We start from the raw sequence: 24,639 nt of genomic DNA, 5'->3' as shown, positions 1-24,639 counted from the left end.
GCGGCACCGATGCTGATCGAGATGGTCTCGCCGGCGTTGGCACCGACCTGGAAGTTCTTGCCGGTGTAGGAGCCGTCCAGCAGGGTCGAGCCGTTGAACTTGGTGTTGACCGTGATGCGGTCCAGCTCGGCCTTGAGCTGGGTCACCTCGGTCTGGATGTTGCCCAGCGAGGAGGCGTTCAGCGTGGCCGAGTTGCTCGCCTGCACCGTCAGGTCACGCATGCGCTGCAGGATGGAGTGCGTCTCGGTCAGGGCGCCTTCCGCGGTCTGCACGACCGAGATGCCGTCCTGGGTGTTGCGGACGGCGACCTTGAGGCCACCGATCTGGCTCTTCAGGCCCTGCGAGATGGCCAGGCCGGCCGCGTCGTCGGCGGCGCGGTTGATCCGCGAGCCCGACGAGAGCTTCTCCAGCGACTTGCTCATCGCGTCGCTGGTGTTGTTCAGGTTGCGATAGGCGTTCATCGCGGCGATGTTGGTGTTGACGCTCAGTGCCATGGTGATGTCCTCCGTGGACGTTGTCTCGGGTGAGCCCGCAACTTCCGTGCTGCGGGGGTTGCACTCCTGGTAACGGCGTGTCCCGGCGGCACTTGAGGGTCAGTTCGTGTTATGCCCCGAAGGGGTGGGGTGCGCGGCTGTACGTGCACCGCAGGCGGGGCCGGTGAGGCCGGGCACTGCCGATGACAGGGGGGACGACCATCCGGAGCCCTGACCCGCAGCCGCGCGCCTCTGCGCCGGGCTGGGCCAGCACAGTTCGTGAGGACCTCCCATGCACGTCCTGCTCTCGACCACGGCGTTCCCCGCCCAGGACCACTACCGGATCACCGAGCCCGCGCGCGCGGTGAACGAGGCCGACCTCGGGGTCACCGCGACCGTCCGGCGAGGCCTGGAGACCACGGTGGCCGCCGACCCGCACTCCGGCGCGCCGGTGACCGTCGACGTCGAGGACCACGGGGCCGACGTCGTGGTGATGCAGCTGCCCATGACCGACGGGATGCTGCAGTGCATGCGGCTGCTGCAGGCGCGGGGCATCGCCGTGGTCGTCGAGATGGACGACCTGCTGTCCGCCGTGCCCGTCGACTCGCCCGCCCACCGGAACATGACCCGTGGTGGCATGGCCCGCCGTGCGCTGGCCTGCGCCCGGGAGGCCGACCTGGTCACCGTGACCACGCCGACCCTGCTCAAGGAGTACGCGCCGCACGGCCGCGGCATGGTCATCCCCAACACGATCCCGCGCCGCTTCGCCGAGCTGCCCCCCGCCTACGAGCGGGAGCCGGAGACCGTCGTCATCGGCTGGACCGGGTCGGCGCCGTCCCGGCCCTACGACCTGCGGATCGTGGGGTCGGGGCTGCAGCAGGCCCTCGACCGCACCGCCGGGCGCAGCCGCTTCTCCATCCTCGGCCAGGCCGAGACCGCCCAGGCGTCGCTGGGTCTCCGGGAGGAGCCGGCGGGGCTGCCCTGGGTGACGTCCGTCGAGGAGTACACGACGCTGCTCGGCACCAGCTTCGACGTCGGCATCGTCCCGCTGCGCTCCGACCGGTTCAACAACGCGAAGAGCTGGCTGAAGGTGGTCGAGTACGCGGCCCGCGGCGTGTACCTGGTGCACTCGCCGCACCCGGAGTACGACCTGCTGGGGATCGGCCGCCGTGCCCGCGCCCCCCGCGAGTGGGCCCGGCACCTGACCACGGCGGTCGACGACCCGGCGCACCGGCGCGAGGTGGCCGAGCAGAACCGTCAGGTGGTGATGGAGAACCTGCTGACCGAGCACGTGGCCCAGTGGTGGGTCGACGCGTGGGACCGGGCCCGGGACAACCGCGCGCGGGCCATGCGGATCGGCGCCTGAGAGGAAGGCGCGCCCCCGTCCCACGATGCGGAGAGGCAGCGAATCGTCCCGGCGTCAGGCCGGCTGGAGTTCGAGTGGTGTGGGTGCTGGCTCGTCGACCGGCTTGCAACCGGACGCCGGGACATAGTCGAAGAACTGGCTCGTGTAGGAGCCGAAGGCCCTACCGCGTCCGGTGACACGAGGCCCGAAGTCCCGGGGCACGACGCGCCTGCCTCGCAGCTCGCGAGCGTCCAGCGTGGGAGCGATGGTGACCGATGGCATCCCCGTCAGCGGATCGACCACCGCGCTCGTGCGCAGGAGGACGGGGATGCGGTAGTAGCCGCCGTCCTCAGGTTCGGTCGTCAGCAGCTTCGGGATGTCGATGCGCGAGGCGGCCCAGATCCACTTACGTTCCGTGTGTCCGGTGACCGCGACGAGCAGCCGAGGGGGCTCCTCGTCCCCGTCACGCCAGCGCTCCAGCTGGGTGCCGATCATCCACCAGCCGGTGTAGCGCTCCAGGACGAGCTTCTCGTCGGTCCGGGAAGCCAGCACGGCGCCCGGCCGCTCCAATGTCTTGAATGTCTTGTCTGACGCCTGATCTACCTCGTGGAACGACTTGCTCGAGATGTTCACCACAAGGGCGGGACCCAGACCGCCGAGCGCTGCTCGGCTCACCGGGCTCCTGTGGGCCCTGTCTTCCAGCGCGAGGGGGAGCCCCAACGGGCGGAACCGCGAGCCACAGCCCTTGATTTTGTTAAGCAGCCGAGCCTCGGCCGGTGCGTCCTGCGGCACCCAGAGGGCGGAAATGAGCGCGGCTTCGATGGCCTTTGCCTGCGCCTCGGAGTCGCAGTTGATGACCTCGATGTTCGGCGTCCGCCCGAGCTCTGCCAGGTCATCCAGCCAGCGCCGGACGTTGCACTTCTCCGGCTGGCAGCGCCGATGTGCCTCGGGGCGCTGGTACTTCGCCCTCGCCTGCAATGTCGCCAGCCCCACGTACCGGATCCGATTGTCGATCGGGTCGCGGTACAGGTAGACGAAGTGCTTGCTCAGGTCGTGCGCCACGGGTTCCTCCATCGCTGAGTTGACATCAGCGACATCGACCCGAGGCTCCTGCACGAGCAGAGCATCGACGCCGTCTCCACACGTTCGTGTTCCAGCGACCACTTGACCAAGTGAATCGTGGAGCTGACGCTCACAGAGCGCAGCGGAGCCTGTCCCATGCTGCGTCCGAAGGCGACGGTGTTCGACCGTCGAGTCGTCAGGCAGACGCGAGCCACGCGCGCATAGCGTCCCGAATGACGGTCGTGGTTGAGTGTCTCGCCCCGGGTTTGATGGCAAGTCTCGTAGAGCCGTCAAACCCGGCGCTTGACGCAGGTCCGGGGTCTTCCTCCCCACGGCGGATGAGCTGGTCGATCGCGCGTAGAGCGAGAGCTTCAGCGAACCTCCTTCGCCGCCGACGTGCCACGCATGACATCACGCGACTGCGCGGCACGGTGAAGATCAACGCTTACGGCAGGACCCTGAGGACTTGGTCCGGTGAGTGCTTCCGGATTGAGGGCGCATGGTCGGGCGTCGACCGCGGAAGTTCCCGTGCTGTCGGTCGCGTCGTCATCGACCTCGGCAACAAGGACGACGGCATCGGTGCTCGTGCGGTCGCGCCGGGCGTTGACGTCATCGTGCTCACCCACGACGACGACGATCACATCGGTGACGCGCCGAACGTGCTCAGGACGCTGGGTGTTGATCGCAACCGGCAGGTGTGGGTGCCGGCCGACTGGTGGTATGTGGTCGCTGCGTGGGGCGCTTCCACCGGCTCACCAGCATGTCCTGAAGGTCCTATCGCGGTGACCGCCGAGGACATCGAGCGCGTGGCCAGGCACAGTCCGAAGAAGACGACCTCCGTGGTGACCAGAGACCATCCGCGGCTGCCTGGTCTTGAGCGCGGCTTCTGTTCTCCGGATGGCCATATCGAGCATCACGACGCCATCGCCGCGTGGCTGACATCGATCGAGGACGACCTGCCCGACGATGCGGAAGACAAGATCGCTGTGGCTGTCGTAGAGCACCGCACTCGAACCGGGCGGTCGGGTGGCCGACAGTTCACAGGTACACCACAGGAGGTAGCTCGGCGTGTCATGAGGAGGGCCGACATCATCAGGGCCACGATGACCGCGGCAGCTCGAACTTCTGAGCTGCGCTTCTTCACTGTCGACACGTACGCCCAGACGCCTGACCCTTGGTTGACTGAAGGTATCCCACAAGCGGTTACGTTGGTCAACGCGCAAGAGGTCATTCCGCCCCGGGCGTGTATCGTCGACCCGCTCGCCGTGCTGACGCACGCGGTCTTCTTGTCCGCGCAAAACCGCCGGGCGCTGGTCACGTTCGTCTGGCCCGACCTGTCAGGTGCTAACGGATTCCTCTGCTGGAGTGACTCCGGTGGCTACAACTGCGGCCTTCGCAGTCGGGCACCCACGAGCAGGACCCCATGGGACAAGGTCGGCATCATGAGCGCGCCGCATCACGGCTCGAGGGACAAGGCGCACAACCTGATCTGGAGAGTGCGGCTCGCCCGGCGACCCAGCACCCCGGTTCTGCTCTGCAACAACAGTCAAGACACCAGACCGGAGTACACGTCGCTGCCCAGGCGGCTCCGGGCGGCGACCCAGCACGACAAGAGTTGCACGTACCGACTGCCGTTCTACGTCTACCCGCGTATCGCGAGGGCTCGCTGGGCGAGCGGTCGCTGGGTAGTGCGCGGCGTGCAGTGACTCGGTGACGTCAGGCGCGCCACCGTGTCAATCAAGCCGGCTGCGCGCTCTGGCTGGCCGGCATCCACGGGCTGGCGACGGGCCGGGAGCGGGGGAGTGCCCCGCGGCCGGCGACCCGGTCCACGTAGGCCCGCTGCTGGTTGCGCGCCCGCACCCCGCCGTCGGCGGTGACCGGCCGGCCCTCCCACACCTCGCTCATGGCGGCGTGCAGCAGGGTGAGCGCGCGGGCCCGCATCTGGGACACCCGGGAGAGGGTCACCTTGAGGTCCTCGGCGATGTCGGTCAGCGACTCGTCGCCGAAGAAGTTGCGTTCCACGACCTCGTCCAGCGGGGCCGGGAGCGAACGGATGGCCTCCTGCAGGTAGCGCGCCCGCTCGCTGCGCAGCACCGCGCGCTCCGGCGAGTCACCGGTGGACGGCAGGTCCAGGCTCGTACCGTCGCCACCGGGCTCGGCGTCGATGCTCACCATCACCGCCCGGTGCACGTCGACCTGCAGGCTGTCCAGCTCGCTGCGCGGCACACCCAGGGAGGTGGCGAGCTCCTCCTTCGTGGGCGGCCGGCCCAGGTTCATCGCCAGGGCGTCGGCGGCGGCGTCGGTGCGCCGGGCAGCGGCGCGCACCGAGCGGCTGGCCCAGTCACCCGAACGCAGCTCGTCGAGCACGGCGCCCTGCAGGCGGGCCAGGGCGTAGGTGGAGAAGGAGGCACCCGCGGTGGGGTCGAACCTGCGGGCCACCTCGACCAGGGCCACCTGCGCGCAGGAGACCAGGTCGTCCCGGCTCACGTGGCTGGGCAGGGAGATCCGCGCAGCCACGGCGTTCACCGCGAACTGGGCGAGCGGGAGGTGGTCGGTCACGAGGGCGTCGACGTCGGCCTGCGGTCGGGCAGGCGCGGCGGGACGCGCGCTGGACAGGGGGCGCGAGGTCGCCGGCCGGCGTGCGTGGGTCACGTCGTACCTTCTCGGCAGGTGAGGGACACCACGGGACCCTCGTCGGCAACATGCCCCTTCGACTTGAGCGGCTGCTCACCCGTGCCGATGACCTCGGTGACGCCAGATCACCTGGCGCCAGGGCGACCGACCTGCGTGACGGTCGCCCCACGACGACGGAAGGCGGCCACCGTGGATCACCAGCACCTGTCCACGCTGCTGTGGCGGGAACAGGAACTGCTCGACCTGCTGCTGTTCAAGGCAGAGGAGAAGCAGTACCTGATCCTCACCGGCAAGACCCGCTGGCTCCCGCGGATCGCCCACGAGATCGAGGTCGTGCTCGACCAGCTGCGCACCCTGGAGGTGGAGCGCGCCGCGGCCACCGAGCAGATCGCCGGCCGGCTCGGCCTGGCCGCCAACCCCAGCCTGCGCCAGCTCGCCGCCGCCGCACCCGCCCCCTGGGACGACCTCTACACCAAGCACCACGAGTCCCTGCTCGTGCTCGTCTCCGAGCTGCGCGGGCTGTCCGACGTCAACCGTGAGCTGATCGAGGGCGGCCTGGCCGCCATCGACTCGGCACTGCTGTCGGTGCGCACGCCCAGCGCCGGCACCTACTCGGCCAAGGGCCGCCAGGCCGGCGCCGGGAACCGGGCCGTCACCCTGGACGGTGCGCTGTGAGCTACGTGGGCAGCAACGGTGGCAGCTTCGGCGGCCTCTCCCGCGCTCTGACCGCACTGCACGCCCAGCAGCGCGGTCTGGACGTCACCGGCCAGAACATCGCCAACGTCAACACCGTCGGCTACTCCCGGCAGCGAGCCGAGCTGCAGTCGATCGGCGGCAGCGTCGTCCCGGCGATCTTCGCCAAGAGCCCGATCGTCGGGCAGGGCGTCTCCGCCGACCAGGTGACCCGCATCCGGGACGCGTTCCTGGAGAGCCGGGCCCAGAACGAGGGGGCCACCGCGGCCCGTCTCACCGAGCAGAGCGCCTCGCTCACCGAGATCGAGTCGGCGTTCCGCGAACCGGGCAGCACGGGGGTGCAGGCCCTGCTCAGCAAGGTGTGGCAGGCCTTCGGCAACGTCAGCAACCACCCCGAGAACATCGGCGCCCGCACTGCTCTGCTCGAGAGCGCCAAGACGCTGGTCGGGGGCCTGCAGACCACGCGCAGCTCGCTGGACCGTCAGTGGGGTGAGACGCGAGCCAACCTGCAGACACTCGTCGCGGACGCCAACACCATGGCCGGGCAGGTCGCCGACCTGAACAAGGCCATCCTGGCGGCCACCAACGCCGGGATGGAGAGCAACGAGCTCGCCGACAAGCGCGACGTGCTGGTGCAGGAGCTGGCGGCGAGCGTCGGTGCGACGTCCTCCCGGGCCGACGACGGCTCGCTGACCATCAGCGTCGGGGGCTCGGTCCTGGTCAGCAAGAGCTCGGCGTTCCGCCTCGCGGTCGACGGGGCGACCTCGCCCGACACCGTCACGGCGGCCACCGCGCCCCGCGTGCTCATCGTGCCCGGCGGCTCCGCCGTCCCCCTCGGCGGCCGGGCCGCAGCCCAGGTCGACGCTCTCGGCCCGGCGGCTGCGCAGGGCACGTCCATCCTCACCTTCCGCGGCCAGCTGGACACCTTCGCCCAGGACCTGGCGACGACGGTGAACACCGTGCACTCCGCCGGCTACGACCTGGACGGCACGTCGGGCAACGTCCTGTTCGCCTCGTCCGGCGGCCCGCTCACCGCGGGCAGCATCTCGCTGGGCATCACGGATCCGCGGGGCGTCGCCGCGGCCAAGTACGCCCCGGCGGGCGTGCCGCTCAAGGCCTCCAACGACGGGCACATCGCGGACGCGCTCACCAAGCTCGGGCAGCTGCCGTCCGGCCCGGACGCCACCTACCGGTCGTTGATCGTGAGCCTCGGTGTCCAGTCGTCGGTGGCCGCCAGCAACGTGACCATCCAGAACGTGATCGTCGGCCAGGTGGACAGTGCACGGGAGTCCGTGGCCGGGGTGAACCTCGACGAGGAGATGACCAACATGCTGCAGTACCAGCACGCGTACTCGGCCGCCGGTCGGCTGGTCACGGCGATCGACGAGATGCTCGACACCGTGATCAACCGCATGGGCCTCGTGGGCAGGTGACCTGATGCGGATCACCCAGCGCGCCATCAGCACCACGAGCCTGGCGGGCCTCAACCAGAACCTCGCGGCCATCGCGAAGCTGCAGCAGCAGCTCTCCTCCGGCAAGACGATCAACAAGCCCTCGGACTCCCCGACCGGCACGCTGCAGTCGATGCAGACCCGCACCGAGCAGGCGGCCACGACCCAGTACGCCCGCAACGTCTCCGACGGGAAGGCGTGGCTGAACGAGACCGACTCGCAGCTGAAGAGCTTCGGCGACCAGTTCCGCAAGGTCCGGGAACTGGCCGTGCAGGCCAACAACAGCGGCGCGATGTCCGACTCCGCGCGGCAGGCCATCAAGGCCGAGGTCGACGAGCTGCAGAAGAGCCTGGTCGGGGTGGCCAACACCAAGCTGCTGGGCCGGCCGATCTTCGGCGGGCCGACCAGCGGCGAGGCCGCCTACTCGGCCACCGGCGACTTCGTCGGTCGCCCGGTCACCGCGGCCGAGCCCGAGGGTGTCACCCGCCGGATCTCCGACGCCGAGACCGTGCGCATCGACGTCACCGGGCAGGAGGCCTTCGGCGTCCGCAGCGACCCACCGGACCCCGCGACCGACACGGACGTGTTCTCCGTGGTGGCCCGGTTCTCCGCCGGGTTGAGCTCCCCGACGACGGACTACGCGTCGATGCTCACCGACATGACCACCGCCCTGGACCGCCTGTCGGCCGCCCAGTCGACCATCGGTGCGCGCACCAACCGGATCCAGAACGCCGACGTGCTCACCGGTGACCGGTCGCTGACCCTGGCCAACCAGCTGGCCGAGATCGAGAACGTCGACCTCGCCAAGGCCATCATGGAGCTGAGCATGCAGCAGACCGGCTACGACGCGGCCCTCGGCGCGACCGCGAAGATCATCCAACCCACCCTGCTGGACTACCTGCGCTGATGCGCTGATCGGCGGTCCGGTCCCGGGACCGGACCGCCGATGAGAACGACGGGCAGGCACACTGCCCGCACCCCGCGACCCCGCGGGACTGCCACGGACGGCGAAGCACCACACCCATGGAAGGGGCACCCCATGCTCACCCTCACCCGCAGCGTCGGCGAGAGCATCCGCATCGGCGACGACATCGAGGTCGTCGTGATCGAGGTGCGTGGCGGCACGGTCCGGCTGGGCTTCAAGGCCCCCCGGTCCATCGCCATCCACCGCGAGGAGGTCTACCAGCAGATCGTCGAGGTCCAGGCCCTCGCGTCCGCGGTCGCCTTCGACGTCGCCGGCGCGCTGTCCGCGTTCGTCCCGCGCGCATCTGCCGAAGAACTGGTCCCGTCGGGGCCCCGGACCGCCGTGGACACCGGTCATGACGTGTCCCGTGGGACGAGCGAGACAACTGATGCCCGAGTGACCAGCTGACTTCGTAACTATTGCCAAGTCATTCGACTTGAGTCGGACGGACACTCGGCGAGTTCAGCTCCCAATGTGACTCCCTGTGCGCGAACCTTTACAGGTGTTCGCGATGGCAGGGGAGACGCAGATGAAGCTCAGTGCAACCAGTGGTCCGGCCCGCACCGACGGGTCGGACGAGGTGCTCGACGACCGTACCGTGGCGTCGGACGGGGACAGGACCCCCGACGACGCCACGGTGACCGTCCGGGTCCAGTTGCGGCCGCGCCGCTCGGCGGCTCGACGCTGCCTGGCCGTGCTCGCCGAGATCGCCGGGCAGCACGACACCGTGGCCTTCGCCCTGGAGGGGATCAGCTCCGACGACCGCGTCGTCCGGCTGACCCTCGGCGTGCACCTGGGCCCGCGGGCCGAGGTCGCCAAGTTCGGGGCCGAGGCGCAGGCCGCCTACGCCTTCGTCAACGCGCTGTTCGAGTCGCTGTACGACCACATGCCGGTCTACACCGCCCAGCCGTCCGAGGCCGACCGTCGTGCCGCCCGCACCATGCTGGCCGCCGGTGACGCCCTGTCCTCCTCAGCAGGGGGCGGGGCACCCGTGCCCGCCGACCTGGCCGGTACCGCAGCCGTGCGGGACCACCTCAGCACCGTCGCCTGACCTGTTGCTGTCGGAGCCCCGCTCCGGCACCGCGGACCTGCGACGGTCCGCCGCCCACCGTCCCGCGCGGCCCGCCGAGTGCCTGCGCACCTCCCCCTTCCCCGAGGAGCTCCCCGTGTCCGTCAGCACCCAGAACCCCGAGAGCGCGCCCACCGGGCTGCGCGCCGTCCCCGCCTCCACCGCCCCCGCCGGGCTGCGCCGGTCGAACGCTCCCCGGGCCCGCGCCCAGGGTGAGGCGTTCGCCCGCGGCCCGCTGCGCTTCGGCGGCCTGACCGAGGACGAGGGATGGGCGCTTGCCCCCATCACCACGCTGGACCGCGTGCACTTCCGGGTCGACCACGAGCTGCCGCTGGCTGCGTTCCGCGCCGAGCTGCCCGCCGGGGTCACCGTCACCTACGACGAGGGCGACGGCCTCTACCGCGTCGACGGCGCACCCGGCCAGGCCCGGCTGCTGGCCGAGCTGGTCCGCTCCTGGTGCGCGGTGCACGGCCGGCGCACCATCGGGCTGCGGCCCGAGCCCGACGTCCGCCGGCGCCAGCCGCGCGACCTGCCGCCGGCCTTCCTCGAGGACCTCTGCCGGCACTACGGGCCGATCAGCCTGAAGCGACTGCAGCGCAACATGAGCACCATCCGGCTGCACCTGCCCGACAGCGACGACATCGGCCAGCAGGTCTACGAGTGGATCCTCAAGGCCGTCGGCGTCTACGACGAGGGCAAGGGCGTGCCGTTCGGCGCGTTCCTGGCCACCCAGCTGTCCAAGTGGGTGCACGACCTCGGCCGCAGCGCCTACGGCCGTACCGCCACCGACACGGAGAACAAGCAGCAGAAGGCCATCGCCGCCTTCATCACCGAGCACCAGCGCCGCCCCAGCGAGCGGGAGCTCGCCGCGTTCACCGGGCAGAGCGTGGACGCGCTGCGGCGCAACGCGCAGACCGTGGCCACGCTGACCGGCCTGCGGAACCTGCAGTCGCTGGACGCCGCCCCGGAGATGACCGAGGGGCTGATGCCCGACCGTGCGCAGGCCTCCGACGACATCCTGGGCGAGGCGGAGCAGACCCTGCTGTCGCACGCGCTGACGGCCGCCTGCGCCCCCGACCCCACCGTGCGCAAGGACCAGCGCGCCAGCCTGCCCAACGTGCTGGGCTGGGTCACCTGGTACGAGACCACCTGGGCGGGCAAGACCAAGACCCAGCTGGCCGCAGAGCTGACCACCTCGGTGCGCAACATGAACGTGCACGCCGACCGGGTGCAGGTGGCCATGCGCTCCCGCCTGGAGGAACTCGCCGGCTGAGCGTGCCCGGTGGCGGGGTCCCACTGCCGATACCACAGGTGTGACCCTGGCAGTGAGAACCGCGACCCGGACGTCGTCCGGCGCCCACGCGGACGTGTGCGCCGGTACGGCGGACGCCCGATGACCCGCCCGCCACCCGGACGCCTCGTCGTCCGGCTGCCGCACTGGATGGACGCCGCCGCCCGGCACGCCCTCGGGGCGTCGCTGCGCTCGGCGCTGGACGGCGGTGAGCTGCACCCCGTGGACGCCGTCCAGCTGGAGGACGTGCTCACCGAGCTCCAGGTGGCCGGTGCCCGGGACATGGTGTGGCCCGAGTCGGGTGACCGGGTGCGCCGGGCCGTGGGCCTGGCCGGGGACGTCGTCCCCGTGCGGCTGAGCGCCGGGGAGCTGGCCAGCGTGCTGGGCCTCGCGGACCTGCCCGAGTCGCTGCGCGCCGGCCTGACCACGTCGGCGGGGGTCCGGTGACCGTCGGTCCGCTGCCGATGTCAGGGGGCCTGGCCCGCCGGCTGCGCCGCGGTGCGGTCGGGGCCGGTGCGCTGCTCGACGTGGCGCGCGCCGTGCTGCCGTCGCTGGCCGCACCCGGCCTGCGCGTGGTGCTGGTCGACCACGGCGACGGCGACCCGCTGCTGCTCGTCGAGGAGGAGGAGCGGTCGGCCGTGGTGGCCGTCGCCGACCTGGCCGACGAGATGACCTGCGCGCGGGTGCTGCCCACCGCCGAGGGCATCGCCGCGGCGCTGCGCCTGTGGGTCGACCGCCGCCCCGTCCCGGACGGCGTGGCCGCCGCCGCCGGCACCGCGGTGCTCGACTGGTGCGACGCCGGGCAGACCCGGGTGGGCTGGACCGTCGTGGCGGTGCGCGGGCAGCAGGCGCTGCCGTGGGAGCCGTCCCCCGGGGTGGACCCGAGTGCGGTGCACCGCACCCGCTCGGCCGCCCTGGGCCGCGCCTTCGAGGTGCCGCTGGACTTCGGCGTGGACGGGCCGATCGCCGTCTGGTGGAACGGGGACACCCCGCTGCTCGGCACCGCGGGGCTGGTCGACCCGGCCCGCATGCGCCGGGACGCCGCCGGCGCCGGCCTGGACACCCGTAACGCCCTGGTCGTGGTGAGCCCCGGCCGGCCGGTCGTCGTCGCGGCCCCCAGCATCGCCCGCCGGCTCACCGAGGAGACCCCGGAACACTCGGTCATGCTGCCGTGGAGCGAGCTCGCCGACCTCCCCTGGGCCTGAAGGCGGACCCCTCCGCCCCCTCTCCGCAGTAATGGCCATCTTGGCGCCGCCACAATGGCCATCGTGGCGACGCAGTGATGGCCATCTTGGCGGCGGAGTGATGGCCATCGTGGCCGTCGGTGGTCGGAGGGCGGGGCCGTGGGGTCAGCGCAGCGACGGGTCGTCGAGCAGCAGGCCGAATTCCCAGTGCCACGGCTCGGCCTTCTCACCGGCCGGGCCGAGCTGGGCCCACTCCGGGTTGAACCAGCCGAACCGGGGCGCGTTGGCCAGCATCCAGAGGTACTGCGGGGAGTCGAACTGCGAGTCGTTGATGCCGCCGCAGAGGTCCACGGCCAGCGCCCAGCCGTGGTTGGAGGTGCCCGGCGCCGCGGTCATCGCCGGCTTGCGGACGTGCGCCTCGACCTGGGCGGCGTAGGAGCGGTAGGAGTCGGTGACGCACAGCGGCGCACCGAACCAGGCCTGGTAGGCCGCGGACAGCGAGGTGTAGGCGGCGGCCGCGTCGCAGCGCAGCCGGTGCACGTCGCTGATCGGGCACAGCTCGGCCGGCGGGATCTGGCCGTTGCTGTACCCGCCCCAGGCGGGCTCGACCGGGCCGGGCACCGGCACCGCGGCACCGCACTCGGTCTGCGGGCCGGGGCCGAGCTCGGGCGCCGGGTTCGGTGACCCGGCCGGGCCGAGGGTGACCCGCACGGCGGCGGTCGGACCGTCCACCAGCGTCCGGACGCCGACCTGCTGCGTGGCGGCCGAGGCACCGATGACCGTGCCGGGTGCGAGCCAGATGCCGACGTCGGCCCAGCGGCCGCTCGGGTCGGCGGAGAAGACCAGATCGCCGACCTGCAGGGTGCCGGTGGGCACCGCGGCGCCGCCGGTCCACTGGTCGCCGACGCCGACCGGCACGCTGTAGCCGGCCTGGCTCCACACGGTGGAGGTGAACCCGCCGCAGCTGTAGGCGTCCGGTCCGGCGCGCCCGGGGGCGTAGCCGCGGCCCAGCTGGGAGAAGGCGGTGCTCACCGCGGCGACGGTCTCGCTGGACAGCAGCGTCTCGGGCCGCCCGCCGACGATCGCCGTCGCCACGCCGGGCACCGGGTCGCCGGCAGCGTCGAGCACGGGGGACAGGCCGCCGGGCAGCGCGGACGGGTCGGCGAGGCGGGCGGCGGCCGGTGGCACGACCCCGGCGGCGTGCAGCCGGGCGAGGTACCCCTGCCAGGCGGCCAGGGCCGCCTGGTCGGCGGTTGCCTGCGCGCCGGCGTCCGGGATGCCGCCGAGCACCGCGAGCTGCGCGGCCACACCGGCGTCCAGCTCTGCGGTGCGGGCGCGGGAGGCGGCGAGGGTGGCCTCGGCCGCCTGCTGCGCGGTGGCGATCCGGCTCTCGATCACCGACACCGCCTGCAGTCGGCGGTCGACCTCGGCGCTCGCGAGCTCGACGACGGCGACCTGCCGGTCACGGTCCTCGGTGCGCAGGTCGGTCAGGGTCTGGGCGTGCAGCACGCTCACCGTGGTCGCCGGGTCGTCCAGGGACACCAGCGTGCCGGGGGAGCGGGCGCCGGCCGGGGTGCGGTACAGCTCGGCCGCGTACGCACCGAGGACGGCGCGCTCGGTCTCCAGGCGTGCACCCGCCTCACGGACGGCGTCCTGGGCCAGGCCCAGCTGCACGCCGAGGTCGGTGGCGGTCTGCACCTGCTGCCGGTAGCGGTCGGCGGAGCCGGCGAGGTCGGCCTGCACGGCGACGGCCTGCCCGGTGAGGTCCATCGGGGGCACGCTGGCCGCCACCGGCGCGGCCTGGTCGGACGGGGCGTACGCCAGCGCGGTCAGCAGGCACAGCGTCACGGCGGTGACCAGCTGCAGCCGGACCCGCCAGCGGCCGGCGGGCGCGGCGAGCCGGCGGCGCCAGGCCGACGGCCGGGGCTTCCGGCGGGCCGCGGGACGGCCGGCCGGCCGGCCGGCGGGACGGCGGGCCGGGGGAGCTCCGGCGCGGCCGGCACCGGGGCGGGCGGCCGACGCGGGACGGGCGGCCGACGCGGGGCGGGCCGGAGCTGCGCGGCCGGCACCTGCGGCGGACGGGCGTGTCGACGTGCCCGCGGCGGGCGGGCGTGCCACGGTGGTGCGAGCGGCCGGCCGGGCGGCGGTGCCACCCGACGGGCGTGGGGTCGGCTGACCCGCGGCGCGCGACGCAGCCACAGCTGTCCCCCCGGTGTCCTCGGCCTGCTCGTGCTGCCGGTGGGCAGCGGAGCTCGTGGGCCTGACATCGGGTCGCGGTGCGGGTGGCTGGAGTCCCGGGGGCTGGTCAGCCGATCGGGTTCACCCCTGGGGGTGAGTCGCGGGGGAGGACCTCACCGGTCCAGGGGGTGGCGGGTCAGTCGGGCGGCGCCCACCAGGCACCGTTGCGCTGTACCAGCCCGATGCGCTCCTCGCGGCCGTCGACCGTCTCGACGAGCACCGTGATCGCGGCGATCGCGACCTCCAGGCCGTCGTCGTCGACGACCACCGTCCCGCTGGCCAAGGGGATCGGTGGCATCACCAGCGCGTCCCCGCTGGACGTCGCGTCCATGTCGCGCGCTCCTGTCTCGATGATCGTCGGTGCGATCACCGTAGGGCCCCGACTGCGGCGTGGCACCCGGTGCCCTCCCCGCACACGCACCGAGGCCCCGCCGTCCGGGTGGACGACAAGGCCTCGGCGGGTGGGTCAGCGGGCGTCAATGGCGACGTACGGCCGCTCGGTCGCGCCGGTGTACAGCTGTCGCGGGCGGCCGATCTTGGTCTGCGGGTCGGCGATCATCTCGCGCCACTGGGCGATCCAGCCGGGCAGCCGGCCCAGGGCGAACAGCACGGTGAACATCCGGGTCGGGAAGCCCATCGCGCGGTAGATCAGGCCCGTGTAGAAGTCGACGTTCGGGTAGAGCTTGCGCTGGATGAAGTAGTCGTCGGTGAGCGCGACCTCCTCCAGCTGGCGGGCCAGGTCGAGCAACTCGCTGTTGCCGCCGAGCTTGTCCAGCACGCTGTCCGCGGTCTGCTTCACGATGGCCGCACGCGGGTCGTAGTTCTTGTAGACCCGGTGCCCGAAGCCCATGAGCTTGACGCCGGGCTCCTTGTTCTTGACCCGCTCGACGAAGCTGGCGATGTCACCGCCCTCGCGCTGGATCGACTCCAGCATCGTCAGCACCGACTGGTTGGCCCCGCCGTGCAGCGGGCCGAACAGCGCGTTGATGCCGGCCGAGACCGAGGCGAAGAGGTTGGCGTGCGAGGAGCCCACCAGCCGCACCGTCGACGTCGAGCAGTTCTGCTCGTGGTCGGCGTGCAGCACGAAGAGCATGTCGAGCGCCTTGACCAGCTCGGGGTCCTGCTCGTACGGCTCGGCCGGGGTGGCGAACGTCATCCGCAGGAAGTTCTCGGTCAGGCCGAGGGAGTTGTCCGGGTAGATGAACGGCTGGCCGACCGACTTCTTGTAGGCGTAGGCCGCGATCGTGGGCAGCTTGGCCAGCAGGCGCAGCGTGGAGATCTCCACCTGCCGCTGGTCGAACGGGTCGAGCGAGTCCTGGTAGAAGGTGGACAGCGCGCTGACCGCCGAGGACAGCACGGGCATCGGGTGCGCGTCCCGGGGGAAGCCCTTGAAGAACTGCTTGAGGTCCTCGTGCAGCAGGGTGTGGTACCGGATCGACTGGTCGAACTCGGCCAGCTGCTGGGCCGTCGGCAGCTCGCCGTAGATCAGCAGGTAGGACACCTCCACGAAGCTGGAGCTGGCCGCGAGCTGGTCGATGGGGTACCCGCGGTAGCGCAGGATCCCGGCGTCGCCGTCGATGTAGGTGACGGCCGAGGTGCACGCCGCCGTGTTGACGAAGCCGATGTCGAGGGCGACCTTGCCGGTCGTCGCCAACAGCTTGCTCACGTCGTAGCCGTCGGATCCCTCAGCTGCGGGGACGACGGGCAGGTCGAGTTCTCCACCGGGGTAGCGCAGGGCTACGTCTGAGTCGCTCACCCTGCGGAACGCTACTCAGGTCCGGGTGTCCCCGGGCAGGTGGGCGTCGGGCACGCGCACCGGGTCGAAGCTCCAGACGGCGCCGGCGCGACCGTCGTCCCAGGTCCTCCCCCGGGGGACCACGGCGAGCACGTCGTCGTCCAGCAGGCTCGGCGGGTCGAGCTCGTCGCGCAGCTCGACGTCCAGGTCGGGGCCCGCGGCGAGGGCGGCCTCGGCAAGCGGGATCATCGCCTCGAGCTCCTCGGGTGGGACGACCAGGACGAATCGCAGGGCAGCCCCGTGGGCCTGCACGTCCCGGAAGGCCGCGACCGTGGCCGCGACCTCTGCTGCATCGGTGCGGGGGGCCGCGAGGGCGCTGCTCCTCGGCGGAGCCCACGCGTGCACCTCCTGCCGCAGCCGGTCCACCGCCTCCGGGGCGTGCGCCCGGTCGGTCAGGGGGACGTCGTCGTCGGCCGTCGCGCCGGTGCGCAGTTCCAGCAGCCGAGCGGCCGACAACCACACGGCATCCAGGACGGCAGCGCTGTGCTGCGAGGCGAGGTGCACGTTGTGCAGCACCGCTGCGCTCGCCAGGGCGTTGGACTGCGCTCGCAGCTCCTGGCCGGGCTGGGTGAGGAACCCGTTGCGGCGACCCCAGTCGATCAGTCGCGGCCAGTCGCGCGTGCCCCGCGTCTGGAGCCGTTCCCGCTGGGACTGCTGGCCGGGGTGTTCCCGGAAGGAGCTGAGCGGCCGGGGTTCGTAGAAGGCGTCGCCGCGGGACAGCAGCCGCAGCCACAGGGCGAGGTCGCCGAGCAGCTCCAACCGCCGGCCGTCGACCTGCCACAGCCAGGTCAGGTCGACGTCGGAGCGCCGGAACATGGCGGTGGTGAGCTCGCCGACCGGGTTGACGAGGTTCATGAGCGCGTGGTTGCCGATGTCCCGCCCCGGCAGCACACCGGCGGTCGCGGTCATCGGCGCGGTGTCCGAGCCCTCGACCGGCGCGCCCGTCTCGTCGATGGCGGCCCGGTGGGAGAAGGCCAGCGTGACGCTGGGCGACCGGAGTCCCTTCATCAGCCGCTCGACGCACCCGGGGGCGAGCAGGTCGTCGTGCAACAGGAACTTGACGAACTGGCCTCGGGACTGCTCCAGGGCGGACACCGGGTTGCGGAAGGCGCCCGTGTTCCGCTCGTGCCGGATCAGCCGCACTCGTCGGTCCGTCGCTGCGATGGCCTCGACGATCCCGGGCGTGCCGTCGGTGGAGGCGTCGTCGGCGACGACGACCTCGATGTTGCGGTGGCTCTGCTTCAGCGCCGACCGCAGGGTCTCGCCGATGAACCGCGAGCCGTTGTAGGTGGGCACCAGGATGCTCACCAGGGGTCCGGTCACGGCCGGAACGACCGGATGGAGTCGATGACGTGCACCTGCTCCTGCTCGGACAGGTGCGGGCCCATCGGGAGGCTGAGCACCTCCCTGGCGAGGGCCTCGGCGACGGGCAGCTCACCGTGCGTGAGGAGGGTCGCGAAGGCCCCTTGATGATGCGGCGGCACGGGGTAGTGGATCACGGTCTGCACGCCGAGGGCGGCCAGGTGGTCGTGCAGGGCGTCACGGTGCGGCGTCCGGACGACGTACTGGTGCCAGGCGTGCCGGGCCCAGGGGGCTGTCCCCGGGAGGGTCAGACCGCAGTCGCCCAGCGCGTGGGCATAGCGCTCGGCGACGACCGCTCGGCGCGCGTTGTGCTCGTCGAGCCGACGCAACTTGACGCTGAGCAGTGCGGCCTGGAGCTCGTCCAGCCGGCTGTTCCAGCCGATCTCGTCGTGCACGTACTTCTCGGTCGAGCCGTAGTTGCGCAGCGAGCGCAGCCGGTCGGCCACGGCCGGGTCCGACGTGGTCACCGCCCCGCCGTCACCGACGGCGCCGAGGTTCTTGCCCGGGTAGAAGCTCCACGTCGTGGCATCGCAGAGCCCACCCACCGGTCGTCCGCGGTAGCGGGCGCCGTGCGCCTGGGCGGCGTCGTCGAGCACCACGAGCCCGTGGCGTCGGGCGATGGCGAGCAAGGGGTCGAGGTCGACCGGGTGGCCGTAGAGGTGCACCGGGATCATCGCCCGGGTGCGGGGCCCGACTGCGGCTCCCACCGCGTCGGCGTCCCACAGCCCGGTGCGGTCCGAGACGTCGACGGGGACGGGTGTGGCGCCCACGTGCACGACCGCCAGCCAGGTGGCGATGAAGGTGTGCGCCGGGACGAGCACCTCGTCGCCCGGTCCCACGTCGAAGGCGCGCAGTCCGAGCGCCAGCGCATCCAGTCCGTTGCCCACCCCGACGCCGTGGGCCGCGCCGACCTGGGCCGCCCACGCCTGCTCGAAGGCCGCGAGCTCGGGACCCAGCAGGACGCGCTCGCTGCCGAGCACGCGCAGAGCGGCGGAAGCCAGCTCGTCCCCGAGTTCGGCGTGCAGCGCCGAGAGGTCGAGCAGCGGCACCTGGGTCAGGGGTCTCACAGGCTCTCCTCGACCGTCTCCGCGCGCCGCGCGGCGACGAACTCGTCGTAGTCGCGGTAGTAGTCGCTCTCGTCGTACCGGTTGGAGGCCAGCACCAGGCAGACGCTCCCGCTCGAGAAGTTGTCCAGCTCGCGCCACGTCATCCGGGGCATGTACAGCCCGTAGTACGACCGGTTGAGGAAGAACCGCTCGGTGGTCTGCCCGTCGTCGACGACGACGTCGAAGCTGCCGTTCGCGGCGATGATCAGCTGCTCCAGCTGCCGGTGGGCGTGGCCCCCGCGGTGCTCTCCGCCGGGCACGTCGTACAGGTAGTAGACGCGCCCGATGTCGAAGGGGACGTGGCTGCCGCCCTCGATGAAGGTCAGGTTGCCCCGGGTGTCGTGGACGCGGGGCAGCTCGACGATGCGGCAGCCCAGGGCTTCGCCGCCCTCGGGCCAGTTCTTGTCCGCCGAGCGGCGCCCCCAGGGGCGGGCCCGGCGCTCGACGGCCTGGTCCACCGGGCCGTCGGGGCTGGTCGCGAGCCGAGCGTCAGCGAGGGTCATGCTACTAATAGAACAGGAGTGGCCACGAATCGTAGTCACCTGTGGAGCGAGAAGATGACGAGCCTGGATCGGCTGCTTGGTGGAGGGTTGCTGTTCTGTGACGCGCTCTTCCACGACCTCAACGACGTCCCGCCGACGGCGCGGTGGCGGTACGAGCACCGGGTCGACGACCGGTTGGTGGGCGTCCTCGACGGGGTCGTCTCCGACGGCGTCCTGACGTCCGGGCACAGTGCCCCCTTCGGGGGTGTCGACCTCGTCCGCGACGACCCGGTGCTGGAGGACGTGGTCGGACTCGTCGCCGGTGCCCGCGCGTCGATGGTCGCGTGCGGGCTGCGCTCCGTGCGGGTGCGCTGCCGGCCCGCGGAGTACTCGCCGGCCGAGCCGATGATCGAGTACGCGCTGCTCTCCGCCGGTTACACCGTCGAGCACTGCGACCTCAACCAGTACGTCGACCTGCGGCGGCTGGCCCCGGACGGGGACCCCATGACCCTGCTCGGGAAGAAGCGGGCCAGGGACGTCCGCGCCGACCTCCGCCTGCCCTTCCGGTTGGACGAGGTCGTGAGCGCGGCCGACCTCGCGGTGTGCTCGTCGATCCTGGACGCCAACCGGGCAGCGCACGGCCGCCCGGCGGGGTTGCCCCTCGAGTACCTGGACCGTGCCCGCCGGGCACTGCCCGACCGGGTCCGGCCCTACGTGCTGTCCTTCGACGGGCGGCCGGTCGCGGCCGCTGTCGTGTACCGGGTCCTCGACGACGTCGACCTGCTCGTCGCCTGGGGGGACGCCGGTGACCACGGGCTCCAGCGCTCGCCGATGAACCTGCTGGCCCACCGACTGCTGGAACGCTCGATCGCCACCGGTGCGCGCCTGCTGGACCTGGGTCCGTCGAGCGAGAAGGACGGGACGCCGAACTTCGGTCTCGCCCACTTCAAGCGGAGCGTCGGCGCTGCCCCGGGGACACGCAAGGTGTTGGTAGCGTCACTCTCCTGATGGCACACGACTACTCGGATCTCTACGATCCCGATGCTGACTTCGACCGCCACTACACCGCGGCGACGGGCACCCGGATCCGGCGGTGGTTCCGCCCCGGTGACCGCGTGCTCGAGCTGGGCTGCGCGACCGGCCTGATGACGTCGTCCTTCGTGGCGAGGGACGTGCTCGTCGACGCCGTGGAGCGGACGCCGGCCTACCACGCGAGGGCAGCCGCCCGAGGGCTGCCGCGCGCGACGTTCCACCTGGCCGACATCGACGACTTCCGCTCGGTGCACCGCTACGAGCAGGTGGTCGCTGCCCACCTCGTCAACGAGCTGCCCGACCCGGTGGCCCTGTTGCGGCGCATCCGGGAGGAGTGGCTCGCGCCCGGCGGCCTCGTGCACGTGTCCCTCACCAACCCACGGTCCCTGCACCGCCTGATCGCCATGGAGATGGGGGTGCTGGCCTCGCCCGCCGGCCTCAGCGACCGCGGGCGGTCCCTGGCCACGGTCGAGATCTTCGACGCCGATCGCCTGGAGGAGCTCGCCGGCCAGGCCGGCCTGGTCTGCGTGCACCGCGAGCCGGTGCTGCTCAAGCCCTTCACGAACGCCCAACTCGCCGTCCTGCCCGACGAGGTCATCGTCGGGCTGGACCGTGTCGCCCACCTGTTCCCGGACAACGGGGCGCTGAACTACGCCATCTTCGTGGCAGATGACTGATCGCGGGGGCGCCCAGGTCGTCGTGGGGGGCACGGTGGCCGCGCTGGTGGCCGCTGACGCGCTGGCCGCCACAGGGCGCCCGGTCCGGCTGTCGCTGCCGCGCAAGGGCGTCGGCGGGGGGTTCATGCCGGTGGAGCGGGACGGCCACGTGCTGGAACTGGGCATGCGGGTGCTCGAGCTCGGCTACGAGGGCGTCGGGGCATCGCCGCCGCTGGCCGAGTACCGGGCTGACGGGGACGGGCACCGGCCGTTCGTGGGCCTGGTCGACGCGTGGGTGCGGGACCTGGTCGGGGCCGGTGCCGTGGTGCCCGTGGACCCACCCGCGTCCTTCGCGGCCGGGCGGACGGGGCCGGAGTTCCTCCTCGGCTCGGACGTGCGGAACGCCGTCGAGCTGGTGGACACAGACACCGCCCGGGACATCTCCACGCAGGCTGCCGAGGTCGTCCGCGTGCACGGTGATGCGGGCCTGCTGCAGGACGGTGAGCGCGCCCGTCTGTGGCGCACCGACTTCGACACCGCGTCGGTGCACCAGCACGGGTCCCTCTTCCACGAGCAGCTCCTGGCGCCCTTCCTGCACAAGGTCCGCCCCACGGGCGGCAGTGACCTCGTCGCCGCACTGAGGCGCAAGCTCTGGCTGCCGCTGTTCTGGCCCCGCACCGTGGCGGAGGCCTTCGCCGGTCGGCCCGTCCAGTTCGTGCCCGACCGGCCGCTGTCCGTGGTCGGCGCCGGCGGCATGGGGTCCGTCGTCCGTGCGCTCCTGGCCCGGCTCGAGACGGCGGGGGTCGACGTGGTCCGCTACGACGCTGTGGACCGCGTCGAACGAGGGCGGGGAACGGTGCGCATCTCCTTCTCCGACGGCCGGGTGGAGGAGGCCGTGCGGCCGGTGCTCGGTCTGGCGGCCGGCGAGCTGCTGGCGGCGACCGGCATCGTCTACGAGCCCTCGCGGGTGCACTCGGTGCTCACCTGGTTGCTGGCCCACGAGGACGACATCCGGCACCTGCCGGGCTTCCTGCACGTGCTGGACCCGGAGGTGGCCGCGTACCGGGTCACCCCGGGCGAGCGAGACGCCCGCCTCGGGACGCGCGTGCTGTGCGTCGAGCTCGCTCACCACGTCGAGAAGGCCGACGCCGCCGGGACGGCGCGCACCGTCCTGGAGCAGGTGGGGATGGTGGCCGGTGGTGCGGACCTGCGCGAGCTCGGCGTCTTCTCCGGACCGACCTTCACGGACCCGACGGCGGACAGCCTGGAGAGGTTCGAGGAGGCGGTCGGACGGCTGCGTGCGCTGGAGCTGGACGCCGTGCTGGTCGGTGGGGTCCGGGCCTTCGGGGTGGACGCCTTCAACGACCAGGTCGTGCAGGGCCTGCAGGCGGCAGAACTGACGTCCTGATCCGTGCCCGGTGAGATCGGGGCCTCCCCGGGCACGGATCACACGACGAGCTCGGTCGGCCCCGGCTCGGGGTCGACGCGGCTCACCGACGTCAGGGGTGCGTCATCGACAGCACGTCGAGGGCGGCGTCCAGCTGCTCCTCGGTGAGCTTGCCGGCCTGCACGTAGCCGCGCTCCACGACCACCTGCCGGATGGTCTTCTGCTTCTTGAGCGACTGCTTGGCCACGATCGCGGCCTCCTCGTAGCCGATGTACTTGTTCAGCGGCGTCACGATCGAGGGTGAGGACTCGGCGAGCTCGCGGCAGCGCTCGACGTTGGCGGTGATCCCGTCGATGGTGCGGTCGGCCAGCACGCGGCTGACGTTGCTGAGCAACCGGATCGACTCGAGCACGTTGCGGGCCATCAGCGGCAGCGTCACGTTCAGCTCGAAGGAGCCGGTGGTGCCGGCGAAGGCGACGGCGGCGTCGTTGCCGATGACCTGCGCGGCCACCTGGATCGCGGCCTCGGGCAGCACCGGGTTCACCTTGCCGGGCATGATCGAGCTGCCGGGCTGCAGGTCGGGCAGCGCGATCTCGCCCAGGCCGGTGCGCGGGCCGGAACCCATCCAGCGCAGGTCGTTGCAGATCTTCACCAGCCCGACGGCGATGGTGCGCAGCTGGCCCGATGCCTCGACCAGGCTGTCCCGCGAGCTCTGCGCCTCGAAGTGGTCGCGGGCCTCGGTCAGCGGCAGCTGCATGTCCGCGGCGAGCTTCTCGATGATCGCGGCGGAGAACCCGGGCGGGGTGTTGATCCCCGTGCCGACGGCGGTGCCGCCCAGCGGCAGCTCGCCGATGCGCGGCAGCGAGGACTCGAGTCGCTCGATGCCGTAGCGGACGGTCGCGGCGTACCCGCCGAACTCCTGCCCCAGCGTGACCGGGGTGGCGTCCATCAGGTGGGTGCGCCCGCTCTTGACCACCTCGGCGAACTCGTCTCGCTTGCGGGCCAGGGCGTCGGCCAGGTGCCGCAGCGCCGGGACCAGGTCGACGACGATCGCCCGGGTGGCGGCCACGTGGATGGCGGAGGGGAACACGTCGTTGGAGGACTGCGAGGCGTTGACGTGGTCGTTGGGGTGCACCGGGCTGCCCAGCGCCTCGGTGGCCAGGGTGGCGATGACCTCGTTGGTGTTCATGTTGCTCGACGTGCCGGAGCCGGTCTGGAAGACGTCGATCGGGAAGTGGTCGTCCCAGTCGCCGCGTGCCACGGTGGCGGCGGCGTCGCCGATCGCCCGGGCGATGTCGGCCGGGACGACGCCGAGGTCGGCGTTCACCTGGGCGGCCGCGCCCTTGATGGCGGCCAGTGCGCCGATCAGCTCGCGCTCGATGGGGGTGCCGGAGATCGGGAAGTTCTCGACCGCGCGCTGCGTCTGGGCGCGCCACTTGGCCCAGGTCGGGACCCGGACCTCTCCCATCGAGTCGTGCTCTACGCGGAATTCCGGCTCGGTGGCCATGGTGCGCTCCCGGTGGTGGAGGAGGGACGTGTGCGGCAGCAGCGACCCTAGACAACCCCCGGAGGGCGACGCGCCGGTGCCTCCGCACCGGGACGGGCCCCCGGGACGCCGGCGGCCCTACGCTGCGCCGGACCCGCGTTCCCCGGGGCGCCCGCTCCCTCGACCGGGGGACGCGCCACCGCACCGGTGGACGCACGATCAGCCTGCCCTGCCCTGCGAGGAGCCTTCCTCGTCCCAGCCGAGGAGTCTTCGATGTCCCAGCCTCCGTCGGACCCGCCGCCGTACGGTCGGCCCCCGGACGGGGCGCCCCAGTACGGGCAGCCTCAGTACGGGCAGACCCCGTACGGGGCGCCCCAGTTCGAGCAGCCTCAGTACGGGCAGCCTCAGTACGGGGCGCCCCAGTTCGGGCAGCCCCAGCACGGCTCACCGCAGTACGGCTCACCGCAGTACGGCCAGCCCCAGTACGGCCAGCCCCAGTACGGCCAGCCCCAGTACGGGCAGTACGGGCCCCCGTCCACACCGCCGGGGCGGTCGCGCCAGGTGCTGATCTGGAGCATCGCCGGCGGGGTGGCGCTGGTCGCCGTCATCGTGACGCTGGTGGTCCTGTTCACCGGGTCCGGCGGGCCCGAGCCCACACCCGCGGCCACCCGGGAGCCGACCGGTCTGGGCGACGACCCGGTGCTCGACGAGCTGGCCCGGTCCTGCTACGACGGGGACATGGGCGCCTGCGACGACCTGTACCTCGAGTCCGAGTTCGACTCGGCCTACGAGCGGTACGGCGACACCTGCGCGGGGCGCAAGGACGCCGGCACGTGGAGTCTCTGCACCGACGACTTCGAGGACGCCCCGGCCGGCGGGGGCCGCTAGGCTCCGCGCGCGCCGCAGGCCCCGGCACCCGCCCCACGAGC

At 72.1% G+C, this 24,639-nt stretch carries 25 protein-coding genes; 14 read left to right on the top strand and 11 right to left on the bottom strand.

All coding sequences use genetic code 11. The features are described 5' to 3' along the window. Positions 1–494: flagellin N-terminal helical domain-containing protein (locus G1H19_RS09395; protein WP_459562360.1), on the bottom strand; the 494-nt coding region annotated here is incomplete at its 3' end. A gap of 271 nt (positions 495–765) precedes the next feature. Here G1H19_RS09395 and G1H19_RS09390 point away from each other — a divergent pair. Then, positions 766–1,839: a glycosyltransferase family protein gene (locus tag G1H19_RS09390; protein WP_152730927.1), complete on the top strand. Its 1,074-nt coding sequence runs from the start codon at positions 766–768 to the stop codon at positions 1,837–1,839. Positions 1,840–1,893: 54 nt separating this feature from the next. Here G1H19_RS09390 and G1H19_RS09385 read toward each other — a convergent pair whose 3' ends face one another. Further along, complete coding sequence (locus tag G1H19_RS09385; RefSeq protein ID WP_152730928.1) at positions 1,894–2,880, bottom strand: GIY-YIG nuclease family protein; 987 nt, start codon at positions 2,878–2,880, stop codon at positions 1,894–1,896. 431 nt (positions 2,881–3,311) lie between these two features. Between G1H19_RS09385 and G1H19_RS09380 the strand changes: the two genes are divergently transcribed. Beyond that, positions 3,312–4,586, top strand: a complete 1,275-nt coding sequence (locus G1H19_RS09380) for an MBL fold metallo-hydrolase (protein ID WP_152730929.1) — start codon at positions 3,312–3,314, stop codon at positions 4,584–4,586. A gap of 31 nt (positions 4,587–4,617) precedes the next feature. Here G1H19_RS09380 and G1H19_RS09375 read toward each other — a convergent pair whose 3' ends face one another. Further along, positions 4,618–5,532: a sigma-70 family RNA polymerase sigma factor gene (locus tag G1H19_RS09375; protein ID WP_235928154.1), complete on the bottom strand. Its 915-nt coding sequence runs from the start codon at positions 5,530–5,532 to the stop codon at positions 4,618–4,620. A gap of 171 nt (positions 5,533–5,703) precedes the next feature. Between G1H19_RS09375 and G1H19_RS09370 the strand changes: the two genes are divergently transcribed. The 8 genes from G1H19_RS09370 (at position 5,704) to G1H19_RS09335 (ending at position 12,187) form a co-directional block, all read left to right on the top strand. Further along, on the top strand, positions 5,704–6,189 hold the full coding sequence (locus tag G1H19_RS09370; RefSeq protein ID WP_162393082.1) for a flagellar protein FlgN: 486 nt from the start codon (positions 5,704–5,706) through the stop codon (positions 6,187–6,189). Further along, positions 6,186–7,640 carry a flagellar hook-associated protein FlgK gene (flgK, locus tag G1H19_RS09365; protein ID WP_235928155.1) on the top strand — a complete coding sequence of 485 codons (1,455 nt, stop codon included), beginning with the start codon at positions 6,186–6,188 and terminating at the stop codon, positions 7,638–7,640. Before G1H19_RS09370 ends, flgK begins: the two co-directional genes overlap by 4 nt. Positions 7,641–7,644: 4 nt before the next feature. Beyond that, positions 7,645–8,565: a flagellar hook-associated protein FlgL gene (flgL, locus tag G1H19_RS09360; protein ID WP_152730932.1), complete on the top strand. Its 921-nt coding sequence runs from the start codon at positions 7,645–7,647 to the stop codon at positions 8,563–8,565. Positions 8,566–8,697: 132 nt separating this feature from the next. Further along, positions 8,698–9,030, top strand: coding sequence for a carbon storage regulator CsrA (csrA, locus tag G1H19_RS23895; protein ID WP_152730933.1), 333 nt, complete (start codon positions 8,698–8,700; stop codon positions 9,028–9,030). A 121-nt stretch (positions 9,031–9,151) separates the two neighbouring features. Continuing rightward, positions 9,152–9,673: a hypothetical protein gene (locus G1H19_RS09350; RefSeq protein WP_152730934.1), complete on the top strand. Its 522-nt coding sequence runs from the start codon at positions 9,152–9,154 to the stop codon at positions 9,671–9,673. Positions 9,674–9,788: 115 nt separating this feature from the next. Continuing rightward, complete coding sequence (locus G1H19_RS09345; protein WP_235928156.1) at positions 9,789–10,964, top strand: sigma-70 family RNA polymerase sigma factor; 1,176 nt, start codon at positions 9,789–9,791, stop codon at positions 10,962–10,964. Between the two features lie 120 nt (positions 10,965–11,084). Continuing rightward, positions 11,085–11,429 carry a hypothetical protein gene (locus G1H19_RS09340; protein WP_152730935.1) on the top strand — a complete coding sequence of 115 codons (345 nt, stop codon included), beginning with the start codon at positions 11,085–11,087 and terminating at the stop codon, positions 11,427–11,429. After that, positions 11,426–12,187, top strand: a complete 762-nt coding sequence (locus tag G1H19_RS09335; RefSeq protein WP_152730936.1) for a hypothetical protein — start codon at positions 11,426–11,428, stop codon at positions 12,185–12,187. The genes G1H19_RS09340 and G1H19_RS09335 overlap by 4 nt, the downstream gene beginning before the upstream one ends. A 144-nt stretch (positions 12,188–12,331) precedes the next feature. Here the strand turns inward: G1H19_RS09335 and G1H19_RS09330 are convergent, their stop codons facing one another. The 6 genes from G1H19_RS09330 to G1H19_RS09305 form a co-directional block, all read right to left on the bottom strand. After that, positions 12,332–14,014 carry a M15 family metallopeptidase gene (locus G1H19_RS09330; RefSeq protein ID WP_162393083.1) on the bottom strand — a complete coding sequence of 561 codons (1,683 nt, stop codon included), beginning with the start codon at positions 14,012–14,014 and terminating at the stop codon, positions 12,332–12,334. 526 nt (positions 14,015–14,540) lie between these two features. Then, positions 14,541–14,735 carry a hypothetical protein gene (locus G1H19_RS09325; protein WP_152730003.1) on the bottom strand — a complete coding sequence of 65 codons (195 nt, stop codon included), beginning with the start codon at positions 14,733–14,735 and terminating at the stop codon, positions 14,541–14,543. 135 nt (positions 14,736–14,870) lie between these two features. Then, complete coding sequence (locus tag G1H19_RS09320; RefSeq protein WP_162393084.1) at positions 14,871–16,160, bottom strand: citrate synthase; 1,290 nt, start codon at positions 16,158–16,160, stop codon at positions 14,871–14,873. Positions 16,161–16,175: 15 nt separating this feature from the next. Then, entirely contained in the window at positions 16,176–17,522 is a 1,347-nt protein-coding gene (locus G1H19_RS09315) for a glycosyltransferase family 2 protein (RefSeq protein WP_152730002.1), read from the bottom strand. Next, entirely contained in the window at positions 17,519–18,628 is a 1,110-nt protein-coding gene (locus G1H19_RS09310; RefSeq protein ID WP_202925926.1) for a DegT/DnrJ/EryC1/StrS family aminotransferase, read from the bottom strand. Before G1H19_RS09310 ends, G1H19_RS09315 begins: the two co-directional genes overlap by 4 nt. Further along, entirely contained in the window at positions 18,625–19,170 is a 546-nt protein-coding gene (locus tag G1H19_RS09305) for a sugar 3,4-ketoisomerase (protein ID WP_152730001.1), read from the bottom strand. Before G1H19_RS09305 ends, G1H19_RS09310 begins: the two co-directional genes overlap by 4 nt. 54 nt (positions 19,171–19,224) lie before the next feature. Here G1H19_RS09305 and G1H19_RS09300 point away from each other — a divergent pair, with 54 nt between their 5' ends. Genes G1H19_RS09300 through G1H19_RS09290 form a run of 3 tightly spaced genes read left to right on the top strand, consistent with a single transcriptional unit; the run spans position 19,225 to position 22,245 of the window. Further along, complete coding sequence (locus G1H19_RS09300; RefSeq protein ID WP_152730000.1) at positions 19,225–20,157, top strand: GNAT family N-acetyltransferase; 933 nt, start codon at positions 19,225–19,227, stop codon at positions 20,155–20,157. After that, positions 20,157–20,858 carry a methyltransferase domain-containing protein gene (locus tag G1H19_RS09295; RefSeq protein ID WP_152729999.1) on the top strand — a complete coding sequence of 234 codons (702 nt, stop codon included), beginning with the start codon at positions 20,157–20,159 and terminating at the stop codon, positions 20,856–20,858. Before G1H19_RS09300 ends, G1H19_RS09295 begins: the two co-directional genes overlap by 1 nt. Beyond that, on the top strand, positions 20,851–22,245 hold the full coding sequence (locus tag G1H19_RS09290; protein WP_152729998.1) for a hypothetical protein: 1,395 nt from the start codon (positions 20,851–20,853) through the stop codon (positions 22,243–22,245). Before G1H19_RS09295 ends, G1H19_RS09290 begins: the two co-directional genes overlap by 8 nt. Positions 22,246–22,336: 91 nt before the next feature. Here G1H19_RS09290 and G1H19_RS09285 read toward each other — a convergent pair whose 3' ends face one another. Further along, positions 22,337–23,731: a class II fumarate hydratase gene (locus G1H19_RS09285; RefSeq protein WP_152729997.1), complete on the bottom strand. Its 1,395-nt coding sequence runs from the start codon at positions 23,729–23,731 to the stop codon at positions 22,337–22,339. Between the two features lie 383 nt (positions 23,732–24,114). Further along, positions 24,115–24,288 (bottom strand): hypothetical protein, encoded by a 174-nt coding sequence (locus tag G1H19_RS09280; protein WP_163638805.1) that lies wholly within the window; start codon positions 24,286–24,288, stop codon positions 24,115–24,117. Between G1H19_RS09280 and G1H19_RS09275 the strand changes: the two genes are divergently transcribed. Next, on the top strand, positions 24,272–24,598 hold the full coding sequence (locus tag G1H19_RS09275; protein ID WP_163638803.1) for a hypothetical protein: 327 nt from the start codon (positions 24,272–24,274) through the stop codon (positions 24,596–24,598). The two genes, G1H19_RS09280 and G1H19_RS09275, sit on opposite strands and share 17 nt — an antisense overlap. Positions 24,599–24,639: the final 41 nt, after the last annotated feature.

Source organism: Goekera deserti (assembly GCF_010685995.1).
Lineage (GTDB): Bacteria > Actinomycetota > Actinomycetes > Mycobacteriales > Geodermatophilaceae > Goekera > Goekera deserti.
This window is presented reverse-complemented; position numbering and strand designations above follow the sequence as displayed.